Below are 15,812 nucleotides of genomic sequence, written 5' to 3' on the forward strand. Positions count from 1 at the left end.
CGGGCGGGGGGGGCTACCCGCCGCGATGTATCTCAACTCAGAACCGCAGGCGCCAGCGTTCGTTAAAACGCAAATCCACGATGGCTAATGGTTCTATGTCAATGAAGTTGAACGAGTCGGTGCTGGCAGCCAAGGCGTGCAAAATGGCGGCACGGATCACGAACGGATGTGTGACCACGGCAAAATGGCCTTCCTCACGGAACCCCTCTAGCCAAGTGCCGACCCGCAAGCAGAGGTCCTGCACCGACTCGCCATGGTGCGGCGCGGCATAGGGAGTGCTGAGCCAGTTGGCCACTGCTTGCGGGCAGCTTTCTTGCAGCTCTGACAGGCTTTGGCCTCGCCAGTCGCCAAAATCGTAGTCTTCAAGCGCAGGCACGATCTCAATGTCGCGGCCCAAGGCATGGGCGGTTTGCAGGGTTCGGATCTCAGGGGCGCAGAGAATCCGCACCGGCTTTTTCAGCACTGTGGCCAACTGCCCTGCCTTTTCCAAGCTTTTGCTTTCTGCCGGTTCATCTTCCGGGAACCGGCCCAGGCGCTGGGCCTCGGTACGGGCATGGCAAATAAGACTGAGACGAGTGGGCATGGTGCAGACCTCCAGCGTTCTGTCACACAATCGCCTGCAACGGCGGTTCTTCAATCGGATGCAGGTGAGTATATGGGCGCGCCCTGGCAACTCAAGGCGCATTGCCATGATGGCTGATTAGCGCAAGGTTCGGAGCAAGACTGGATGCGTGCGTCATGAGGGGGCAGCGCCGCGTAGCCGCCAGGCAGATGAGCGACTACGCGTTTTGGGGCATCGGTTAGCGGGTCAGATAAGCAGGAACAACGCCAGCAGCCCCCCGAAAATGGCCCATTTCTCCAGGTAATAGCGGGTGCGGTTGCGTTTTTTCAGTTCCTTGCCGCGCAGTCGGATCTTGTACAGCTTGGTAAATGCACGGTTGAGGCCGCCGACCTTGTCATTGGCGTCGTTTGGCGAGCTGGCGGAGGCCATGACCGTGCGGCTGAACCATTGGTTGAACGCAGCCGCCCAGCGGTACTTCATCGGGCGCTCAACGTCGCAGAACAGAATGATGCGGTTTTTGTCGGTTTTGTTTTCGGCGTAGTGGATAAAGGTTTCATCAAACATCACGCCTTCACCGTCCCGCCACGCATAATTCTGGCCGTCGACATTGATGTAGCAATCCGGATCGTTAGGCGTGTCCAGGCCCAAGTGGTAACGCAACGAACCCGCATAAGGGTCGCGGTGACGCACCAGTTTCGAGCCGGGCGGTAACTCAGCAAACATGGCGGCCTTGATCGTGCCAATGCCATTAAGCAGTTCGATGGTGCGCGGGCACAGCTCGACCGCCGACGGGTGATTGTCGCCGTACCATTTGAGGTAGAAGCGCTTCCAGCCGGTTTTGAAAAACGAGTTGAACCCCACGTCATTCGGTTGCTCAGAGCGTTTGATTTCGCCTGCCTGCATCAGCTTGCGCGCTTCTTCGCGTATTTCTTCCCAGTGATCTTGCAAAGGCTGCAGTTCTGGAAAGTCCGCAGGCTTGAGATAAGGCTGAGCGGGCACTTTGGAGAACAAATACAGAAAGCAGTTGATCGGCGCCAGGAAGGTGGAGTGGTCGCTTAATTGACGGCTCAGCTTATGCCGAACCTTGCCCCGCAAGTGGACATATGCGATGGACAAAACGTAGACAGCAATAATGATGAGTTTCAAGAGTATCGTCACAAGTCGAGAGAAAACGCCGCCCTGTTAGCACGCAAATGGCTCGGGAAACGTAAGCGTTTTCCGAAGGTTGGTGCTGTAGGAGGGAAGTCAAAGGGCAAGGTTAAAACAGCCCTTTGGGCATTTTCCAGCTTTTATGCAGGTTTTATACACTTCTGGTTACAGTCTTTGGTCGGGTTGATTGTAAGAAATACCCTTAAAGCTGTGCAGAAATGGAATTTGACCTGGATCGCTCAGGTGCGTTGATCGGCCAGGAACGCATCGATCTGCGCCTTGGTCGGTGCCGTGGCCGGCCCTCTGCGTGTGACCGCGATGGCCGCCGCTGCGTTGGCCCGGCGTGCGGCTTCACACGGGGCAACCCCGGTTGCCAGCGCGGCCAGCATCACCCCGGTATGAGCATCACCTGCGCCATTGGTGTCCAGCGCCTGCACTGTGAACCCGGCAATCGGGTGATGGCCCTGAGCATCGCTGACCCGGCAGCCATGCGGGCCATCACGGACCACCTTCAGGCAGGTACCGGGCAAACGTGCATCCAGGGCCTTCAAGGCTTCGTCCAGCGTGCGGGTACCTGTCAGGGCCTGGGCTTCATGACGATTGCTGGTCCACAGGTTCAGGCGCGGCAAGAGCGCGTCCAATAGGGCTGGCGCTATGTCGAGGAGCAACGGGCCGGGGTCAAAACTCAGGTGGATGTCGTTCGGCAACGCCAGCAGCCACGCGATTAACGGTTGCGCTTTGCCAGGCTCAAGCAGGCTATAACCGCTGACATACACATAGTCATCTTGCGCCACCCGTACCTGTTGCAGGTCATCAGCGGTCAACACGCCCTCGACGCCGATGTACGAAATGAAAGTACGTTCGGCGCTGGCTTCGGTCAGGGCGACGCATAACCCGGTGTCTTGGTGCGGGTCGGGCGGCAGGGTCGCGGTGATGCCTTCGCTGAACATGGCCTGACGCGCCAGTTCACCCATCTGGCCCTGACCGTGTCGCCCCAGGTACGCGGTGTCCAGGCCGCTGCGCCGCGCAGCAGCCATGACATTAAAGCCGCCCCCGGCCTGAAAGCTGGCACTGCTGGCCAGCGCATCACCGCCCGAGGGCGGCAGGGTGTCGAGGGCCATGACCAGATCGATGATGATTTGGCCTGTGTGCAGCAACCTAGGCATGGGCAGGCTCCGTGACACTCAGACGCCGGTCCCGGGCGCCGCCCAGCAGGGCATACAACCCGCCAGCCACCACAAATGTCACCACCCAGCCCATCCCGTTATGCCCCAGCCAGGAATCTGCCAGCGGGCCGACAAACCAGTCCGCTTCGCTGCTGCCCACTCGGGTAAAGCAGAACCCCAGGATCAGCGCCACGGCCCAGGCGCCCAAGGCGCGCCATTCAATGCCGCCGCTATACCAATAGGCACTGCGAGGGCTGGCGTCCATCAAGTCCCGGGGGCTGTAGTAATGACGATGGATCAGGTCCACAACAAAGATGGCGACCCACGCGGTAATCGGAATGGCCGTCAGGGAGATAAAGGTAATGAAGGGTCCATAAAATCCGTCTGCGTACAACATGAAGTAAATCGAACCACTCAGGATGGCGACGATATCCACGACCACCGCCTGAACCCGTTTGAGTTTTACCCCGAGGGTTAACGTGGTCAGGCCCGCCGAGTACACCGACAGGTGGTTGGACAGCAACAGGCCGCCGAAGGCGCTGAGCAGATAGGGCACGGCCATCCAGGCGGGCAACAGGTTGCGGATGGCGGCAACCGGGTCGGTGGCCGAGGCCAATTCATGATTGCCCACGGTCAGCAAACCGCCGAGCGTAATGAGCAGCACCAGCGGTATGCCGGCGCCCAAGGCGGCAGACGCTACCAGTTGCGGACCACTGACGCTGTGTTTCTGATAGCGCGACATGTCGGCCCCGGCATTCGCCCAGCCGATGCCCGTGCCTGCGGCCATGATGCCGATACCAATAATCACCGCACTCATGGGGGCCGAAGGCGCTGCAAACACGCCTTGCCAGTCGATAATTGCGCACAGGAATCCGCCGACCAGCACATTGAGGGCGCCAAACACATACGTGGCCCATTTTTGGATGACCAGCAAGGTGGCGTGACCCAGCCCGGAAACCGACAACGTGAGCAGGGCAAAAATGGCGATGAACAGCAGGGTCAGGAGCGGGGCGCTTTTGGCGTCGGTCGGGGTGCCAAAGAGGATGGCACTCAGGGCCAGCAACACAAACGCAGCAGTGATGGTATTCACGGTTTCCCAGCCCACCCTCGACATCAGCGACACCAGTGTCGGACCGATATTGCCGCGCACGCCGAAAATGGCCCGCGACAAGGTCAGGCTCGGTGCCCGGCCACGTCGGCCCGCAATGGAAATGACCCCGACCACGGCGAATGAGCCTGCGGCGCCGATCAACGCGACAAGCATCACTTGCCAGATCGCCAACTGGTGAAAGGCCACCAGCGTGGCGCCCAAGGGCAGGCCCAAAATACTGATGTTTGCAGCGAACCAAACCCAGAACAATTGCAGCGGATTGCCATTGCACTCTATGTCCGGGACGGGCTCGATACCCCGGGTTTCCAATTGTCCGGCGCTGTGGCCGACGTGAGGGTGGCTCATGGGTGTCGCTCCTGATGCTTTTTTATCGTTTTTAAACAGCGTGCCACGCCGGTTTCGGGCAGCAAGCCGGAGTGCAGTCCATTGCGAGGGGGTGAGCTAAGCGTTGCGAAGGGCCAATAGCGCCTGTACCAGCGGTTCAAGTTGCAAATGATTGACGTCTTGCACGTGCCCGATCAGTGCCGTGGGCCAGGCGCCAAGACCCTCACAGGCGCCCAGCATAGCCCCGAGCACGGCGGCGATGGTGTCCGTGTCGCCGCCAATGCTGGCGGCCATGCACACGGCATCAAAGCTGCTCATGTAGCCACTGGCCACCCGCTGTGCCAACGCGAAGGCGGCGACCACCGATTCTTGCGAAGCGACCGAGGTGCCTATGACGTCGTACAACAGGTCCCCGACGTTATCGTTGTTGCAATGCGCGCTGGCGTCCCGGGCCCAACGTAGGCGTGGCCCGATACGTGCACCCGCCACCCAGTGGCCGTAATGCTCGGCCATGTAGGCGATTTCAGTGGCGGCATTCAAGGCGTGTTCGAGTGGTTTGCCATTAATCCCGCTGGACACCACGGCTGCCACGGCGGCAGCGCTGGCGATGCCCAGGCTGGTGTTGTGGGTGACTTGGCAGGCTTGAACCACCGCGGTGATAAACCGTTCTTGCTGCGCCACATCGCTGACGATGCCCACAGGCGTAATGCGCATGGCCGCACCGTTGGTGATGCCATAACGGCCCGCTTCATCGGGGCTGTGGCCCGCCAGGATCAGGCTGATGGCCCGCTTGGTGGATGGCCCCAGCAAGTCTTGCGAGCCTTTGGCCTGCATTCCGGCCTCCCAGTCGATCAGCCGTTGTGCCAATTGGTCGGGAGGGATGCAGGCCTGGTTTTCGATAAGTAGCTGACCGACGAGCAGGGCTTGCTCGGTGTCGTCGGTGATTGAGCCCTTGGGCATGTTCGGCGCGATGGGCTGGTCGGCGGGCGCGTCTTCCAGCGTGGTGATGTGACCGAAGCGGGCAACGATGTCGGCACGGCTGAACGACTGCGTGGGCATGCCAAGCGCGTCCCCCAGGGCCAGCCCGTAAAACGCGCCCAGCGCCCGATCACGTTGTGTCATGTGGGTGTTCCGAATGACTGGTGCATGCGGAAGTGCTGCGGATCGAGCCAGCTTTCGACCTGCTCCATGAAACGGCCTTGCCGGTCATAGGTGGTGCGCAAAGCGCTGAGGAATACAGTGCCGGCGGGACGCCCGAGTAACAGCGCGTCTTCTTCGCCCAACGGCTCGGCACCGATCCATTGATCGCCACGCTCACCCACAAAGCCATAGGCGGCGAGGGTGATCGTGAGTGAATCGTCGATCAGTCCGACCCGTGGCAAGCTTTCAAGGCCGTTGGTGGCCGGCATCAATGAGCGCTCCAGTGACACCGCAGTGCCATCGGCGCGACGGCGTCGACGGTCCAGGGTAATGAACTGGCTGACACCAAACTGAGGGAGCAATTCTGGGCGCTCAATGGCTTCGAAACGCAACAGTTCGGTATGGATGCGCGCGCCGGTATCGGCCAGCGCCTGGGTCCAGCCATTGTGTTGGTCCAAGGTGATGCCGTCGTAGGTCACGACAGATCCGCCACCCGTGCGGGTCGCGATGTAACGGCGGCGTTCGAGTTCGCTCAAGGCCTGACGCAACGTATTGCGGCTGACACCCAGTTCTTGCGCCAACTTGTCTTCTTCCGGCAGGGGTAAACCATCAACTAAAAGCCCGTTTTCTATTCGGTGAACAAGTTCTTCTACCACGTGTTGTTTCTTATTGAATCGAGCTTGTCTAATCATGTGCAGAGTAATAGCTCAATAATGGCACTTCGGCAATAAATGGGCCTCTGGATCGAGGGCAAATTCCATGACGCGACGTCTGGGCGACGACGAGAAAAACCCTTGAACCTGGCGCAGATGCGGGATTCAAGGGTGTGTAAAAACGCGCGTAGATCTAGCCGCAGGCCTTGAGATTGACGGGCCCGACGAAGTCGTTACCCCGGCCCATGACACAGGCGACGGCCTGGTTACGCTGACGCTCCCAGGCTTGCACCGGGTACGTCTTGTTCCACGCTTCGTATAACTGGCGATCCTGTTTGGACAAGCGCAAATTGTAGCGTTTGCTCATGTAGAAATAGGTGCGTGCAATCATCCCCCGGATGGAAGGTCGGGGCATGACTTTTTTGGCCTTGAAGTCCACTTGGGTCAGGCACGAACCGTATTGCCCCGGCTGCTGCGGTAGCCAGCCAAAACTGAAATTGTTGCGATCGCCGTTGACCTCTCCAATGCTCGGCACCAGGTTATGCAAATCGGCTTCTGCCACTTTGTACACCGGGTCATTGCGGGTGCAGTTTTTACGTCCTCCTTTTTGCCAGCACTGGCGTTGATGGCCAATCTGCCAGGCGGGCACGATGTGTTCCCATTCGATGCGTGCCGCGCGGTTGGCATTCTTGCGCGGCACATAACCACAGGCTTGCAGGTTGACGCGGTTACCTGTGTATTTGCAGCCACAGTAAAACTCGGTGGATTGAGGTGCGTAGAGTTTCCAGGCAACCTTTTTCGCTTCACTAAAGGTTTGCGGCGCAGCCGCTTGAACGCTTAAAACAGTGAAGAGGCTGGCAAATGCCAGTAAACAAACCCTCATTGACTCAGTCTTCCTCAAGCACAGTCCAGAAAACATTCACACCACCATCATCGCGGTGTGCAACGGTGACGTTGTCGTTTTCGGAGATTTCTTCCAGCAGGCGCTCCCAGAACTCCGGGTTATCGCCTTCCTGAGGCAAAAGGACCGCCATTTTGGCTTTTTGTGCCTTGGGAGAGCTAATTTCTTTTTGTATGCGAAGTCCGAACAATTCGTAGGGGGACGGTGGAGTAGGTGCTTTCGCTGCTTTTTTAGCCATGATGCGGTCCTTGGTTAGCTGTATGTGCATACAGTATTTAACTGCGCGGCATTTCGCAACCTTTTGGTGCGTCGTCATGGCGGGTCATGCGCAGTCAACGCGTCTTGGGGCGCGGCGCCAACCCGGTTGTGCACGCGGTACATACACCCTCGACAGGGTATTACCTGTGGCTGAGCGCCGTGATGAGGGTCTCAATAGTCGCTTGCAACTGCGCCACCGGGTCAGCCCCGTCGGCGCGGATCACCACCAGCTCACTGCCGCTTTGTGCCACGGCGGTTTTCAGCGCTTCGCTGGGTGCGCGATGGTCCAGGACCAGCGCCACGTCGTTGTCTTTAAGGGTTTGCGTCAGGGTCTTGAGGGCTTCGGGGGTCCAGGGCTGGTCTGCTGGATGATCGATCGTCACCGGTTCCAGATTCAACCCTGCCACCAGGTAATCGAGTCGGTCGGACAGGTTGACGACGCTCATGTTGTCGACGTGGGCCAACTGCTGTTCGCTGTCGGCGCTGAGTTTCAACAGGCGTTGCTTGAGGGTGGCCAGATTGGCTTCGATCTGCGGCTTGGCGTCAGGGGCCAGCCGCGCCAGATCGGCTGCCATGACGTCCGCCATGCGCCCCATGTTATTGCTGACCAGCCACGGTTGGCTGTTCAGGCCATCGCGCTCGGCGCCCGGTTGCAAGGCGATACCCGGCAGGCTGCCATCCACCGGGCGTGCGGCGTCGATTTCGACGATGCGTATATTGCTGCGACGTGCCATGGGGTAGAGCGGGTCGTCGCGCCATACCGAGCGCAGACCAATCACGGCGTCGGCGTGTTCGGCCAGTTGGTGCAGGGCACCCGCGCCGCGCCCGCTGAAGTAAGCGCTTTGGCGGCTGCCCGGCAGATTGGCAGCTGCAGCGCGCTCCAGAATCACGCCTGTGTCCTTGAGCAGCAACTGGCCCAGGCCCACGGTGATCGGCACGCTGGCCAGAATGCGCACCGGTTGGGCAGGCAGGTCGGCGGCCATGAGTGGGGTGCTGAGCAAGCCGGTCAGGGCCAGTGTGAGGGTGAGTGTGCGCAGAGTTGGCATTTATCCAATATTCCCTTTCAGGCTGGGGAGCACGCCGCGGGCGATAGCGGCGAGGGCGAAGGCGATACCGGCCACCAGAATGATTGCGGCGCCGGAGGGGATTGGCAGGTCGAATACGATGGGCACCATAATTCCGCACAACGTACTGCACGTGGCGATCAACACCGAAATCCAGAAGAAGCCCTTCAGCGACTGGCTTAACAGCCGCGCAGCCGCTGCCGGGATCACCAGCAGGGCGCCGACCAGAATGGCGCCGATGACCTTGACCGCCGCGACCGTGATCAGCGTCACCAGAATCACGAACAGGTAATCCAGCGCTTTGACGGGCACACCGCGCACGGCGGCCAGTTGCGGGTTGAAACTGGCGAGCATGATGCGGTTGTACAGCGGCAGGCTCAGCCCCAGCACCAGTGCGCCAACAATCGCCAGTACCAGCAAATCGTTGCCGTTGACGGTGAGCACGGAACCAAACAGCACGTTTTCGAGAATATGAACGTTAATCTTGCCAGCCAGAATCAGCAGCAAGCTGGCACCCAGCGCCAGTGACACCGAGAGGAAAACGCCAATCAGGGTGTCGGGCGCCAAGCCGGTGCGGTTGCGCAAATAATTGAGTGACACGCCAAACAGCAGGCAATAGCCGAACAGGCTGCCGTATGGCCCGGTGTAGGGTTCGCCGAGCAAAATACCGATGGCCACTCCTGTGAGTGCCGCGTGGCCCACCGCTTCGGAGAAAAACGCGAAGCGCTTGACCACCACCAGCGTACCCAGCCCGCCGAGTACCGGGCCGATCAACAGACCCGCCAGCAACGCGTTGACCACGAACCCGTAGGCCAGCACCTCGGGCAAATAGCCAGCCGACGCCCAGCCTTGAACCATCAGGCGAAACGCTTCGTAACTCATACGTTATTGCTCCCGTTACCGGTGGGGTGTGTCGCAAACAGGTCCAGCAGGCGTTCCGGGCTCAGGGTCTGTCCGGGTGGGCCGTCGAACAGCACGCGCCGGTTGAGCCCCGTCACGCGTTCGGCCAATCGCTTGACGGCGGCCAGGTCGTGTTCGATCCACACCACGGTGACACCCGCCTGCTGCCAATCCGTGAGTAAGCGTTCAAACACGCGGGCGCCAGCTTCGTCCAGTGCGGACATGGGTTCGTCCAGTACCAAGAGCTGCGGGGCCGGGATCAGGCCCTGAGCCAGCAGCACACGCTGGCGTTCACCGCCGGACAACGCGCCCATGCGGCGCTTGCGTTTGTCCTGCATGCCGACCCGCTCCAGTGCTTCACCAATGGCGGGCGCCACCTTGCGCGACAGGCCCAGAAAGGCTGGGCGACGCTGGCACATGGCGGCCATGAAATCGTCCACGGTCATGGGCAGGCCACGGTCGAATTCCAGTGCTTGCGGCACGTAGCCGATCGGGCCCGTTGCGCCCGGCCAGTTCAGGCACAGCCGACCCTGGTGAGGCATTTGCCCCAGCAGGGTTTTGATGAGCGAACTTTTACCGCCGCCATTGGGGCCAACCAGCGCATGGACGCTGCCGGGGCGGATGGTGAAACTGACGTGATCGAGAATGGTTGTCTGTCCCAGGGTCAGCGAGACCTGATCGAACTCAACCCCCGGGCCGGTGGCGAGGGTGACCAGAGGTTGGGCAGCACTCATGCTCCGGCCTCCTGTATGGCGGTGACCACGGTGTTGAGGTTGCCGGTCATTTCTTTTTCGTATTTGTCGGCGCTGTAGTCGCCATAGGAAATGTGCGACAGCGGGTAGAGCTTGACCCCTGACTCACGCTGGATGGTGTCGACGTAGGTGGAGGGGAAGTCCATCTCCGAGAAAATCACCTTCACATCCAGTGCGCGCAGTTGGTCGATGGTCTTTTTCAACTGGCTCGGGCTGGGTTCGATGCCGTGGGCAGGTTCGACCACGGCCGTGACTTCAAGGCCAAACTCGCGCAATAGATAGTCATAGGCGGCATGCACGGTGGCCACCCGTAAATCTGCATTGGGGGCCCGGGTCAGTTTGGCCAGCGCATCTGCCCGCATCTGGCGTAGGCGTTTGCCATAAGCCCGGGCATTGGCGGTGTAGGTTTTGGCATTGGCCGGGTCCAGCTTGCCCAGCTCGCGGGCGATGTTGTTGACCTGGGCAATCGATGCGCTGATGGACAGGAAGGTATGAGGGTTGACCACTTTGCCTGCACCGCGCGCGGCATTGCCGGTGGCGGCCAGCAACGGCACGTTCTGATTGGCCTCTATCACCGGGATGCCGGGCGTTTCGCTGGCTTCGATCATGCGGTCAGCGAAGTCGTCATGGCCCACGCCGTTGAGCACGATCACATCCAGCGTGCCGATGCGTTTGATGTCTTCAGCCCGCGGTTCGTAGGCGTGAGGGTTAAAACCGGCGGGGATCAGCGGCACCACCTCGGCCTTGTCGCCGACGATGTTGCTCACGTAGCTGTAATAGGGGTGCAAAGTGATGCCGATGCGCAAGGGCTTGGCCAGCGGTGTCGGGGTGTCGGCCCAGGCGAGCGGGGCAAGGCACATGGCAAACAGGCCGGCCAGCAACAGGGTGCGGCGACGCAGAACAGATGAAATGGACATGGCGAGCAGTCTTCTCTGAGGTCAAGCGGTGGGTTCAGTGCCGATGCTGGCGAGTGACCCCGGCATCGAAGTGCGCGGTCACTTGCTGCCAGCCGCTCTGGATCAGGGCAGCGTCGCTGAGGTCGGCAGGTACGCTGAGCGTGCTGTTGCGGTTGAGCCATACATCCGGTTGGGTGCCAATGCGCAACAAAAACGAACCCGCGACCTCGGGGTGGGGGCTCACGCCCAGGTACGCCTGGTCGCCCAGCAATTGCCACACGTGGCCCCCACGGCTGACTGAGCTGGCATCGACAGCAAAAGGGGCAAACCCGTCAGCGGCGAGTTCGGACGGCTCGGGCAGCGCATTGGCGTCTTCGCGCAGCAGCCGGATTTCGTCGAGAGTGACCCGCAGGTCGGCGTAGATTCCTTGCTCGGCGGCGTTCATGTCCCGGCGTGCATCCACTTGATGGGCCGCTACCGGGGTCTCGGTCAGCGATTCGTGGCGCCACGCCACCACCGCACCGGCAATGCTCAGGATTAACAGGCATAACAGCAGGACGTACAGCGTTTCATGCCCGGCTCCGGCGGGGCGTACCACGTGAGTATTCATGGGGCCTCGATGTCGGCTTGGTCGATTTCGACGATGTGCCCGGGGCCGGCGTCAAACAGCACGTAAAACTCGCCATCGGGTTTTTTGAACGTCAGGCTTGAGTCCTGCCCCAGCTTGCCCGGCACCAGAATGGTTTCGTCGTAACCGATGACGTCGAGGGTGACGCCGGGCGCGCCACTGCCGTCCGAAAACCCGCCCGTACAGCGGATCTGCTCGCCGTCGAGTGCTTTGCATTCGCACATCGGGTTGTGCGCAAACGCCTGATTGCTCATGGCCATGCATGCTGCAAAGCCCGCAGCCATCAGGCGTCGCACAGGGAGTCGGGACAGTTGCACGTTCATTGCTTGCCTCCTTGTTGTTTTAACCAGGCCACGGTGGCCGGTGATGCCGTTTTGAGGGGGATGGATGCTTGATGCACCGAACCGTCCCAGCCTTCGAGGGTGACCCACAGCTCGGCATCCTCTTTAGTACGCAGCGGCACGGGAACGGTGGCGCCCAGGCGATACGGCGTGCCGAAGAAAATCACCCCGGCGGTGCGCAGGCTGCGGGGTTTGCCGATGCGCAGATAGACCGCCTTGACCGGTTCGATGCAGGCGTCGCACAAGGCCGCATTAAAGTTTTTCATGTAGCCCGCCGGCCCGTCCGGACGTGGCGCTTCGTCGCGCAGCTCGGCCAGTTGCAGGCGCCAGGGCCCGACCTGCAGGGTGCCGATGTCACGCTCGCCCAAGCCGCTGTCGCCGCGAAACAGCGACGCATCAGCGAAGTACTTGGGCATGAACCCCAGCGGCACCAGTAACAGCAGTATGTTCAGGTGGAAGCGCCATTTGTGCCACCAGCGGCTCAAGGGCGAGGCGGGCTGTGTGATCACGGCCTTGCTCATGCGTGGGTCTCCGAGGGCGCGTCGGTTCGCGCTTGGGCGGTGTGAGTGGCGTGCGTGCGGGCCGGTTTGTGGCTGCGTTTGAGGGCGTGGGCGGTGGCCAGCGCAGTGCGTTTGGTCCAGATCAGCAACCCGCTAAGCACCATCAGGCTCAGGATCAGGCCGAAGAAGAACCAGATCAACTTGACCCAAATGCCACCAAAGTCGCCGGTGTGCAGGGGGCGCATCGACTCGGTGACCAGCTCCAGCCCGGAGCGGTCGGCAATCATGCGCGAGCCTTCAATCAGACCGTTGTACGGGTTGATCTCGGCGGTCTGGAACAACAGCGGGTACCAGCCCGGGCCGCCGACTTCGATATGGCCGTAAGCATTGCTGGGCAGGCTGATGAAACTGGCTTCGAGCCCGGGGATCTTCTCGGCGGCAATCGACACGGCCTTGTCCAGACTGATCTGCGGCGCCGGGGTGCCGTCGGGCATGATCGGTACATCCTGACGCGCCACCACCGGCGGGTTGCCAGCCGTTGAAATGGAAATCTGGTTATCGAACATGAACGCCTGAATCAGAAACCACAGGCCGGTGATGGAAATCACCGCGATAAACCAGATCGACCAGATGCCGCACAGGCGATGGAAATCGCCCCAAAAAATCCGCGCGCCGTGCTTGAAGCGCAAGTTGGGTTTGAAAAAGCCTTTCCAGAATTTCTTGTAGACCACCAGCCCGGTAATCAACGAGCCCAGCAACGGCAGGCCGAGGAACGACACCAAATACCAGCCCCAGCTGTACCCATTGGTGAACGGCACCAGCCACCAGCCGTGCAGGGCGCGGGTGAAAGCCTTGAAGTTGAAACGCGGGCTCTCGCCCTGAATGGCGCCGGTGTAGGGGTTGATATACAGCGAAGGTGAGCGCCCGTCGGGGTACACCACATCGGCCACCAGCGCGAAGTGGGCCTCGTCCGGGCGGCTGATCGACTGCACTGCCAGGGTCGGCTCGGCCTGATGAAGGGCAGTGAGCACCTGTTCATAGCTGAGCAACGGCGCATCGTCCCAGGGCTGGCTGGCACGGGCTTCAGGGGTCGCCAGCCACACAATTTCCTGGCTGACCACCGCCAGGGTGCCGGTCACGCACACGATCAGCACGAAGAACCAGATCGGCAACGTGAGCCAGCTGTGCACCAGAAACCAGAGCTTGGAACGGGATTTTTTGGACATGGGTAACGGCAAACTCGCGGTTGAGCGGGTGTTAATCGCCATTGAGAAGCGATTGCTTATCCATGTAGGACGGATGAGCAGGCCGAAACCCGAACCTTGAGATGTAAAGAATTATTACAGCGCGTTTTCGTAGGGCATTTCAGAGAGGGTATTCAGTTTTGTTGATAGTCACATACATGGGCAAAAATATAGGCATTGCGACCTGTTAATTTATAGATTTATTCATGTGCATCCGTTAAAAACCAGATAAAAAGAAGAGGCAAGGAGTTGCAATGAACGTCAGTCGCCATAAAGAAATACAGGGATATGTGTTGGTGGTGTGTATGTCGCTGATGTCCGGATGTGGGACGTTGATGAGTGAGCGGTCAGGAGGGTTTAGCGGGGTTCGAGAAGATATGAAAATGGTCAAAGAGCCCTTTCTCTGGATAGGTACACTCGGGTTGCTCCCGATGATGGGAATCGCCTCCATGCCGGTGGATTTGGCAGTGGATATTGTTTTGTATCCGATTGATGTTTGGCTAAAGAAGAGGTCGCAGGTCAAAGATCCACCCCGTCCCGTGGGTTATTCGGCCCCGCTTTACAGTATTAATTTAACCGGTGGTGATGACTTCGATTATGCAATTTGGCCGCGTTATGATGCACCTCGAAACAACACTGATTTCATTGGCACGACTGCGACCCTGAAGGAGGATAGCTATACGGCTCGTGCCGTGTCAGCGCCCCGCTCCGCAGGGGGTATCAAACCCGTTGCAGGCGTCATCAACCCGCCACGGTTGTTTTCACGTTATCCCTACGATTCAGGCACAACATACAGTTTTCACAAAGTGGGTCCGGTGTATCAGGCGGCGAATGGTGAGCATTATCGAAATACAATAAAAATAAAAGAAGCACTTCTGGCCCCCGTCGACGAGGTCGCAGACAATTCCATCATCCTTTTTTTCATGCCGTGTAATGAAGTTGTGTTCTTTCGTTCCAGTCGGGCCGACTACGACGCGGGTGCGTTATACCGGCCTGATGTGCAGGCCTTATATAAAACATTGAAAAATCAAGCCGCGCTCGCTAAATGCCCTGTCCCTGATGTGAATGACAAGACAATTGTTATTCAGGGTGAAAAGTATCGAAAGTCCGAAGTTGATGTGTGATTAATTACCTGTTGTTGTCGAACGCGCTGACGGGTCAAGCAACTCAAGTGTGCGCGGTTGAACAGGGTTATGCTCAATCGCGACACACTTTAGTTGTTATTCCAGCGACCGCCCCTGTTTCCAATACCCCATTAACGTCAGTTGCTGACGTGCCAGCCCTTGTTCGTTGATCAAGAATTGTCGTATGGCCATCACGGCTGCGGACTCACCCGCAATCCACGCATAAAAGTCGCCCTGTTTGGCGCTGGCGCGTTCCCATGGGCGCTGCGTGTTCAAATCCAACGCTTCAACGGGCGTTGGAATATGCAGTGCTGCACGCATCGGCGGCAAGCTCGCCAGTTCCCGGGCCGCCAGGATCATGCCTTCGCCGTGGCGTTTGCCCAGGCTGGCGCGGGGCAGCCAATGCACCTTGGCATTGAGGCCGCAGAGCAGGGGCAGGCAGTCCGCCTCTTCGGGGACCTCGATAAAGGCTTGAACGTGCGGCGCATCGGGATGGTCGGCCAGTTGTTCCAGAATTCCGGCCAGCGCCGGCAGTGCGGTTTCGTCGCCGATTAATAACACGTGTCGCACCCCGTGAGGCGGCTGCCATTCATAGCCACCGGGGTCGCCACGGTACGCCGCATGGGGCGCGACGATCTGCAAGCGGTCACCCGGCTGGCAGTGCATGGCCCAGCGCGAGGCCGGGCCTGTTTCCCCATGCAAGACGAAGTCGATGTCCAGCTCGTGGGCATCGGGCCGCAGGTTGCGCAGGGTGTAGGTGCGCATGGGCGGTGTTTTCTCGGCGCTCAAGGCTCGTCGCGCCGCTTGCCAGTCACCGCTATTGGGCAGGCAGGGCGAGGTGCCATCGGTGCTCGGAAAGAACAGCTTGACCCGCTGATCCGGCGCCAGTATTTGCATCAGTCCCACCTCATCGCCGGTAAAAACGAAACGCATCAGCGAAGGGCTCAAGGCGATGCGCTGTTTGAGGCGGATGTCGAACAGTTCATAACCGCCGGGTTTGCTCAGGCGTTTGCGCAGAGCGTGCACCAGCGTCGCGGCGACAGACATAAACAGCACCTTGGTCAGTGGATGTCATGCTTGATAACGAGTGAGTGCTGCC

Annotated in this window: 18 protein-coding genes; 1 reads left to right on the plus strand and 17 read right to left on the minus strand. The window is 59.8% G+C overall.

The window, feature by feature from the left end:
* Positions 1 to 37 precede the first annotated feature (37 nt).
* The 16 genes from HBN68_RS08360 to HBN68_RS08435 all read right to left on the minus strand — a co-directional run bounded on the left by HBN68_RS08360 (position 38) and on the right by HBN68_RS08435 (position 13,571).
* Positions 38 to 583, minus strand: a complete 546-nt coding sequence (locus tag HBN68_RS08360; protein WP_094994454.1) for a histidine phosphatase family protein — start codon at positions 581 to 583, stop codon at positions 38 to 40.
* A gap of 225 nt (positions 584 to 808) precedes the next feature.
* Positions 809 to 1,708, minus strand: a complete 900-nt coding sequence (lpxO, locus tag HBN68_RS08365; RefSeq protein ID WP_094994453.1) for a lipid A hydroxylase LpxO — start codon at positions 1,706 to 1,708, stop codon at positions 809 to 811.
* Positions 1,709 to 1,950: 242 nt separating this feature from the next.
* Positions 1,951 to 2,877, minus strand: a complete 927-nt coding sequence (locus tag HBN68_RS08370; protein ID WP_169963419.1) for a PfkB family carbohydrate kinase — start codon at positions 2,875 to 2,877, stop codon at positions 1,951 to 1,953.
* The gene (locus HBN68_RS08375; RefSeq protein WP_169963418.1) at positions 2,870 to 4,333 is read right to left on the minus strand and encodes a cytosine permease; all 1,464 of its coding nucleotides are present in this window, start codon (positions 4,331 to 4,333) and stop codon (positions 2,870 to 2,872) included. The genes HBN68_RS08370 and HBN68_RS08375 overlap by 8 nt, the downstream gene beginning before the upstream one ends.
* 96 nt (positions 4,334 to 4,429) lie before the next feature.
* Positions 4,430 to 5,434 (minus strand): ADP-ribosylglycohydrolase family protein, encoded by a 1,005-nt coding sequence (locus HBN68_RS08380; protein ID WP_169963416.1) that lies wholly within the window; start codon positions 5,432 to 5,434, stop codon positions 4,430 to 4,432.
* Positions 5,431 to 6,144, minus strand: coding sequence for a GntR family transcriptional regulator (locus tag HBN68_RS08385; RefSeq protein ID WP_169963415.1), 714 nt, complete (start codon positions 6,142 to 6,144; stop codon positions 5,431 to 5,433). Before HBN68_RS08385 ends, HBN68_RS08380 begins: the two co-directional genes overlap by 4 nt.
* Positions 6,145 to 6,298: 154 nt before the next feature.
* Complete coding sequence (locus HBN68_RS08390; protein ID WP_169963413.1) at positions 6,299 to 6,988, minus strand: endonuclease I family protein; 690 nt, start codon at positions 6,986 to 6,988, stop codon at positions 6,299 to 6,301.
* 4 nt (positions 6,989 to 6,992) lie between these two features.
* Complete coding sequence (locus tag HBN68_RS08395; RefSeq protein ID WP_094994447.1) at positions 6,993 to 7,244, minus strand: DUF1654 domain-containing protein; 252 nt, start codon at positions 7,242 to 7,244, stop codon at positions 6,993 to 6,995.
* A 160-nt stretch (positions 7,245 to 7,404) separates the two neighbouring features.
* On the minus strand, positions 7,405 to 8,310 hold the full coding sequence (locus tag HBN68_RS08400; RefSeq protein ID WP_169963411.1) for a zinc ABC transporter substrate-binding protein: 906 nt from the start codon (positions 8,308 to 8,310) through the stop codon (positions 7,405 to 7,407).
* Positions 8,311 to 9,210, minus strand: coding sequence for a metal ABC transporter permease (locus HBN68_RS08405; protein WP_169963409.1), 900 nt, complete (start codon positions 9,208 to 9,210; stop codon positions 8,311 to 8,313).
* Complete coding sequence (locus tag HBN68_RS08410; protein WP_169963407.1) at positions 9,207 to 9,962, minus strand: metal ABC transporter ATP-binding protein; 756 nt, start codon at positions 9,960 to 9,962, stop codon at positions 9,207 to 9,209. Before HBN68_RS08410 ends, HBN68_RS08405 begins: the two co-directional genes overlap by 4 nt.
* Complete coding sequence (locus tag HBN68_RS08415) at positions 9,959 to 10,897, minus strand: metal ABC transporter substrate-binding protein (RefSeq protein WP_094994443.1); 939 nt, start codon at positions 10,895 to 10,897, stop codon at positions 9,959 to 9,961. Before HBN68_RS08415 ends, HBN68_RS08410 begins: the two co-directional genes overlap by 4 nt.
* Before the next feature lie 34 nt (positions 10,898 to 10,931).
* On the minus strand, positions 10,932 to 11,486 hold the full coding sequence (locus tag HBN68_RS08420) for a DUF6162 family protein (protein WP_094994442.1): 555 nt from the start codon (positions 11,484 to 11,486) through the stop codon (positions 10,932 to 10,934).
* Entirely contained in the window at positions 11,483 to 11,788 is a 306-nt protein-coding gene (locus tag HBN68_RS08425; RefSeq protein ID WP_169963619.1) for a hypothetical protein, read from the minus strand. Before HBN68_RS08425 ends, HBN68_RS08420 begins: the two co-directional genes overlap by 4 nt.
* 35 nt (positions 11,789 to 11,823) lie before the next feature.
* Complete coding sequence (locus HBN68_RS08430; protein ID WP_094994440.1) at positions 11,824 to 12,366, minus strand: thiamine pyrophosphate-binding protein; 543 nt, start codon at positions 12,364 to 12,366, stop codon at positions 11,824 to 11,826.
* Positions 12,363 to 13,571, minus strand: a complete 1,209-nt coding sequence (locus HBN68_RS08435) for a PepSY domain-containing protein (RefSeq protein WP_169963616.1) — start codon at positions 13,569 to 13,571, stop codon at positions 12,363 to 12,365. Before HBN68_RS08435 ends, HBN68_RS08430 begins: the two co-directional genes overlap by 4 nt.
* Positions 13,572 to 13,843: 272 nt before the next feature.
* Between HBN68_RS08435 and HBN68_RS08440 the strand changes: the two genes are divergently transcribed.
* Entirely contained in the window at positions 13,844 to 14,713 is an 870-nt protein-coding gene (locus HBN68_RS08440) for a YceK/YidQ family lipoprotein (protein WP_169963405.1), read from the plus strand.
* A 96-nt stretch (positions 14,714 to 14,809) separates the two neighbouring features.
* Here the strand turns inward: HBN68_RS08440 and HBN68_RS08445 are convergent, their stop codons facing one another.
* Positions 14,810 to 15,760, minus strand: coding sequence for a siderophore-interacting protein (locus tag HBN68_RS08445; RefSeq protein WP_169963403.1), 951 nt, complete (start codon positions 15,758 to 15,760; stop codon positions 14,810 to 14,812).
* Between the last annotated feature and the right edge of the window lie 52 nt (positions 15,761 to 15,812).

The sequence above is a fragment of the Pseudomonas sp. WS 5078 genome (genome assembly GCF_012985745.1).
In the GTDB taxonomy this organism is placed as follows: Bacteria; Pseudomonadota; Gammaproteobacteria; order Pseudomonadales; family Pseudomonadaceae; genus Aquipseudomonas; species Aquipseudomonas lundensis_A.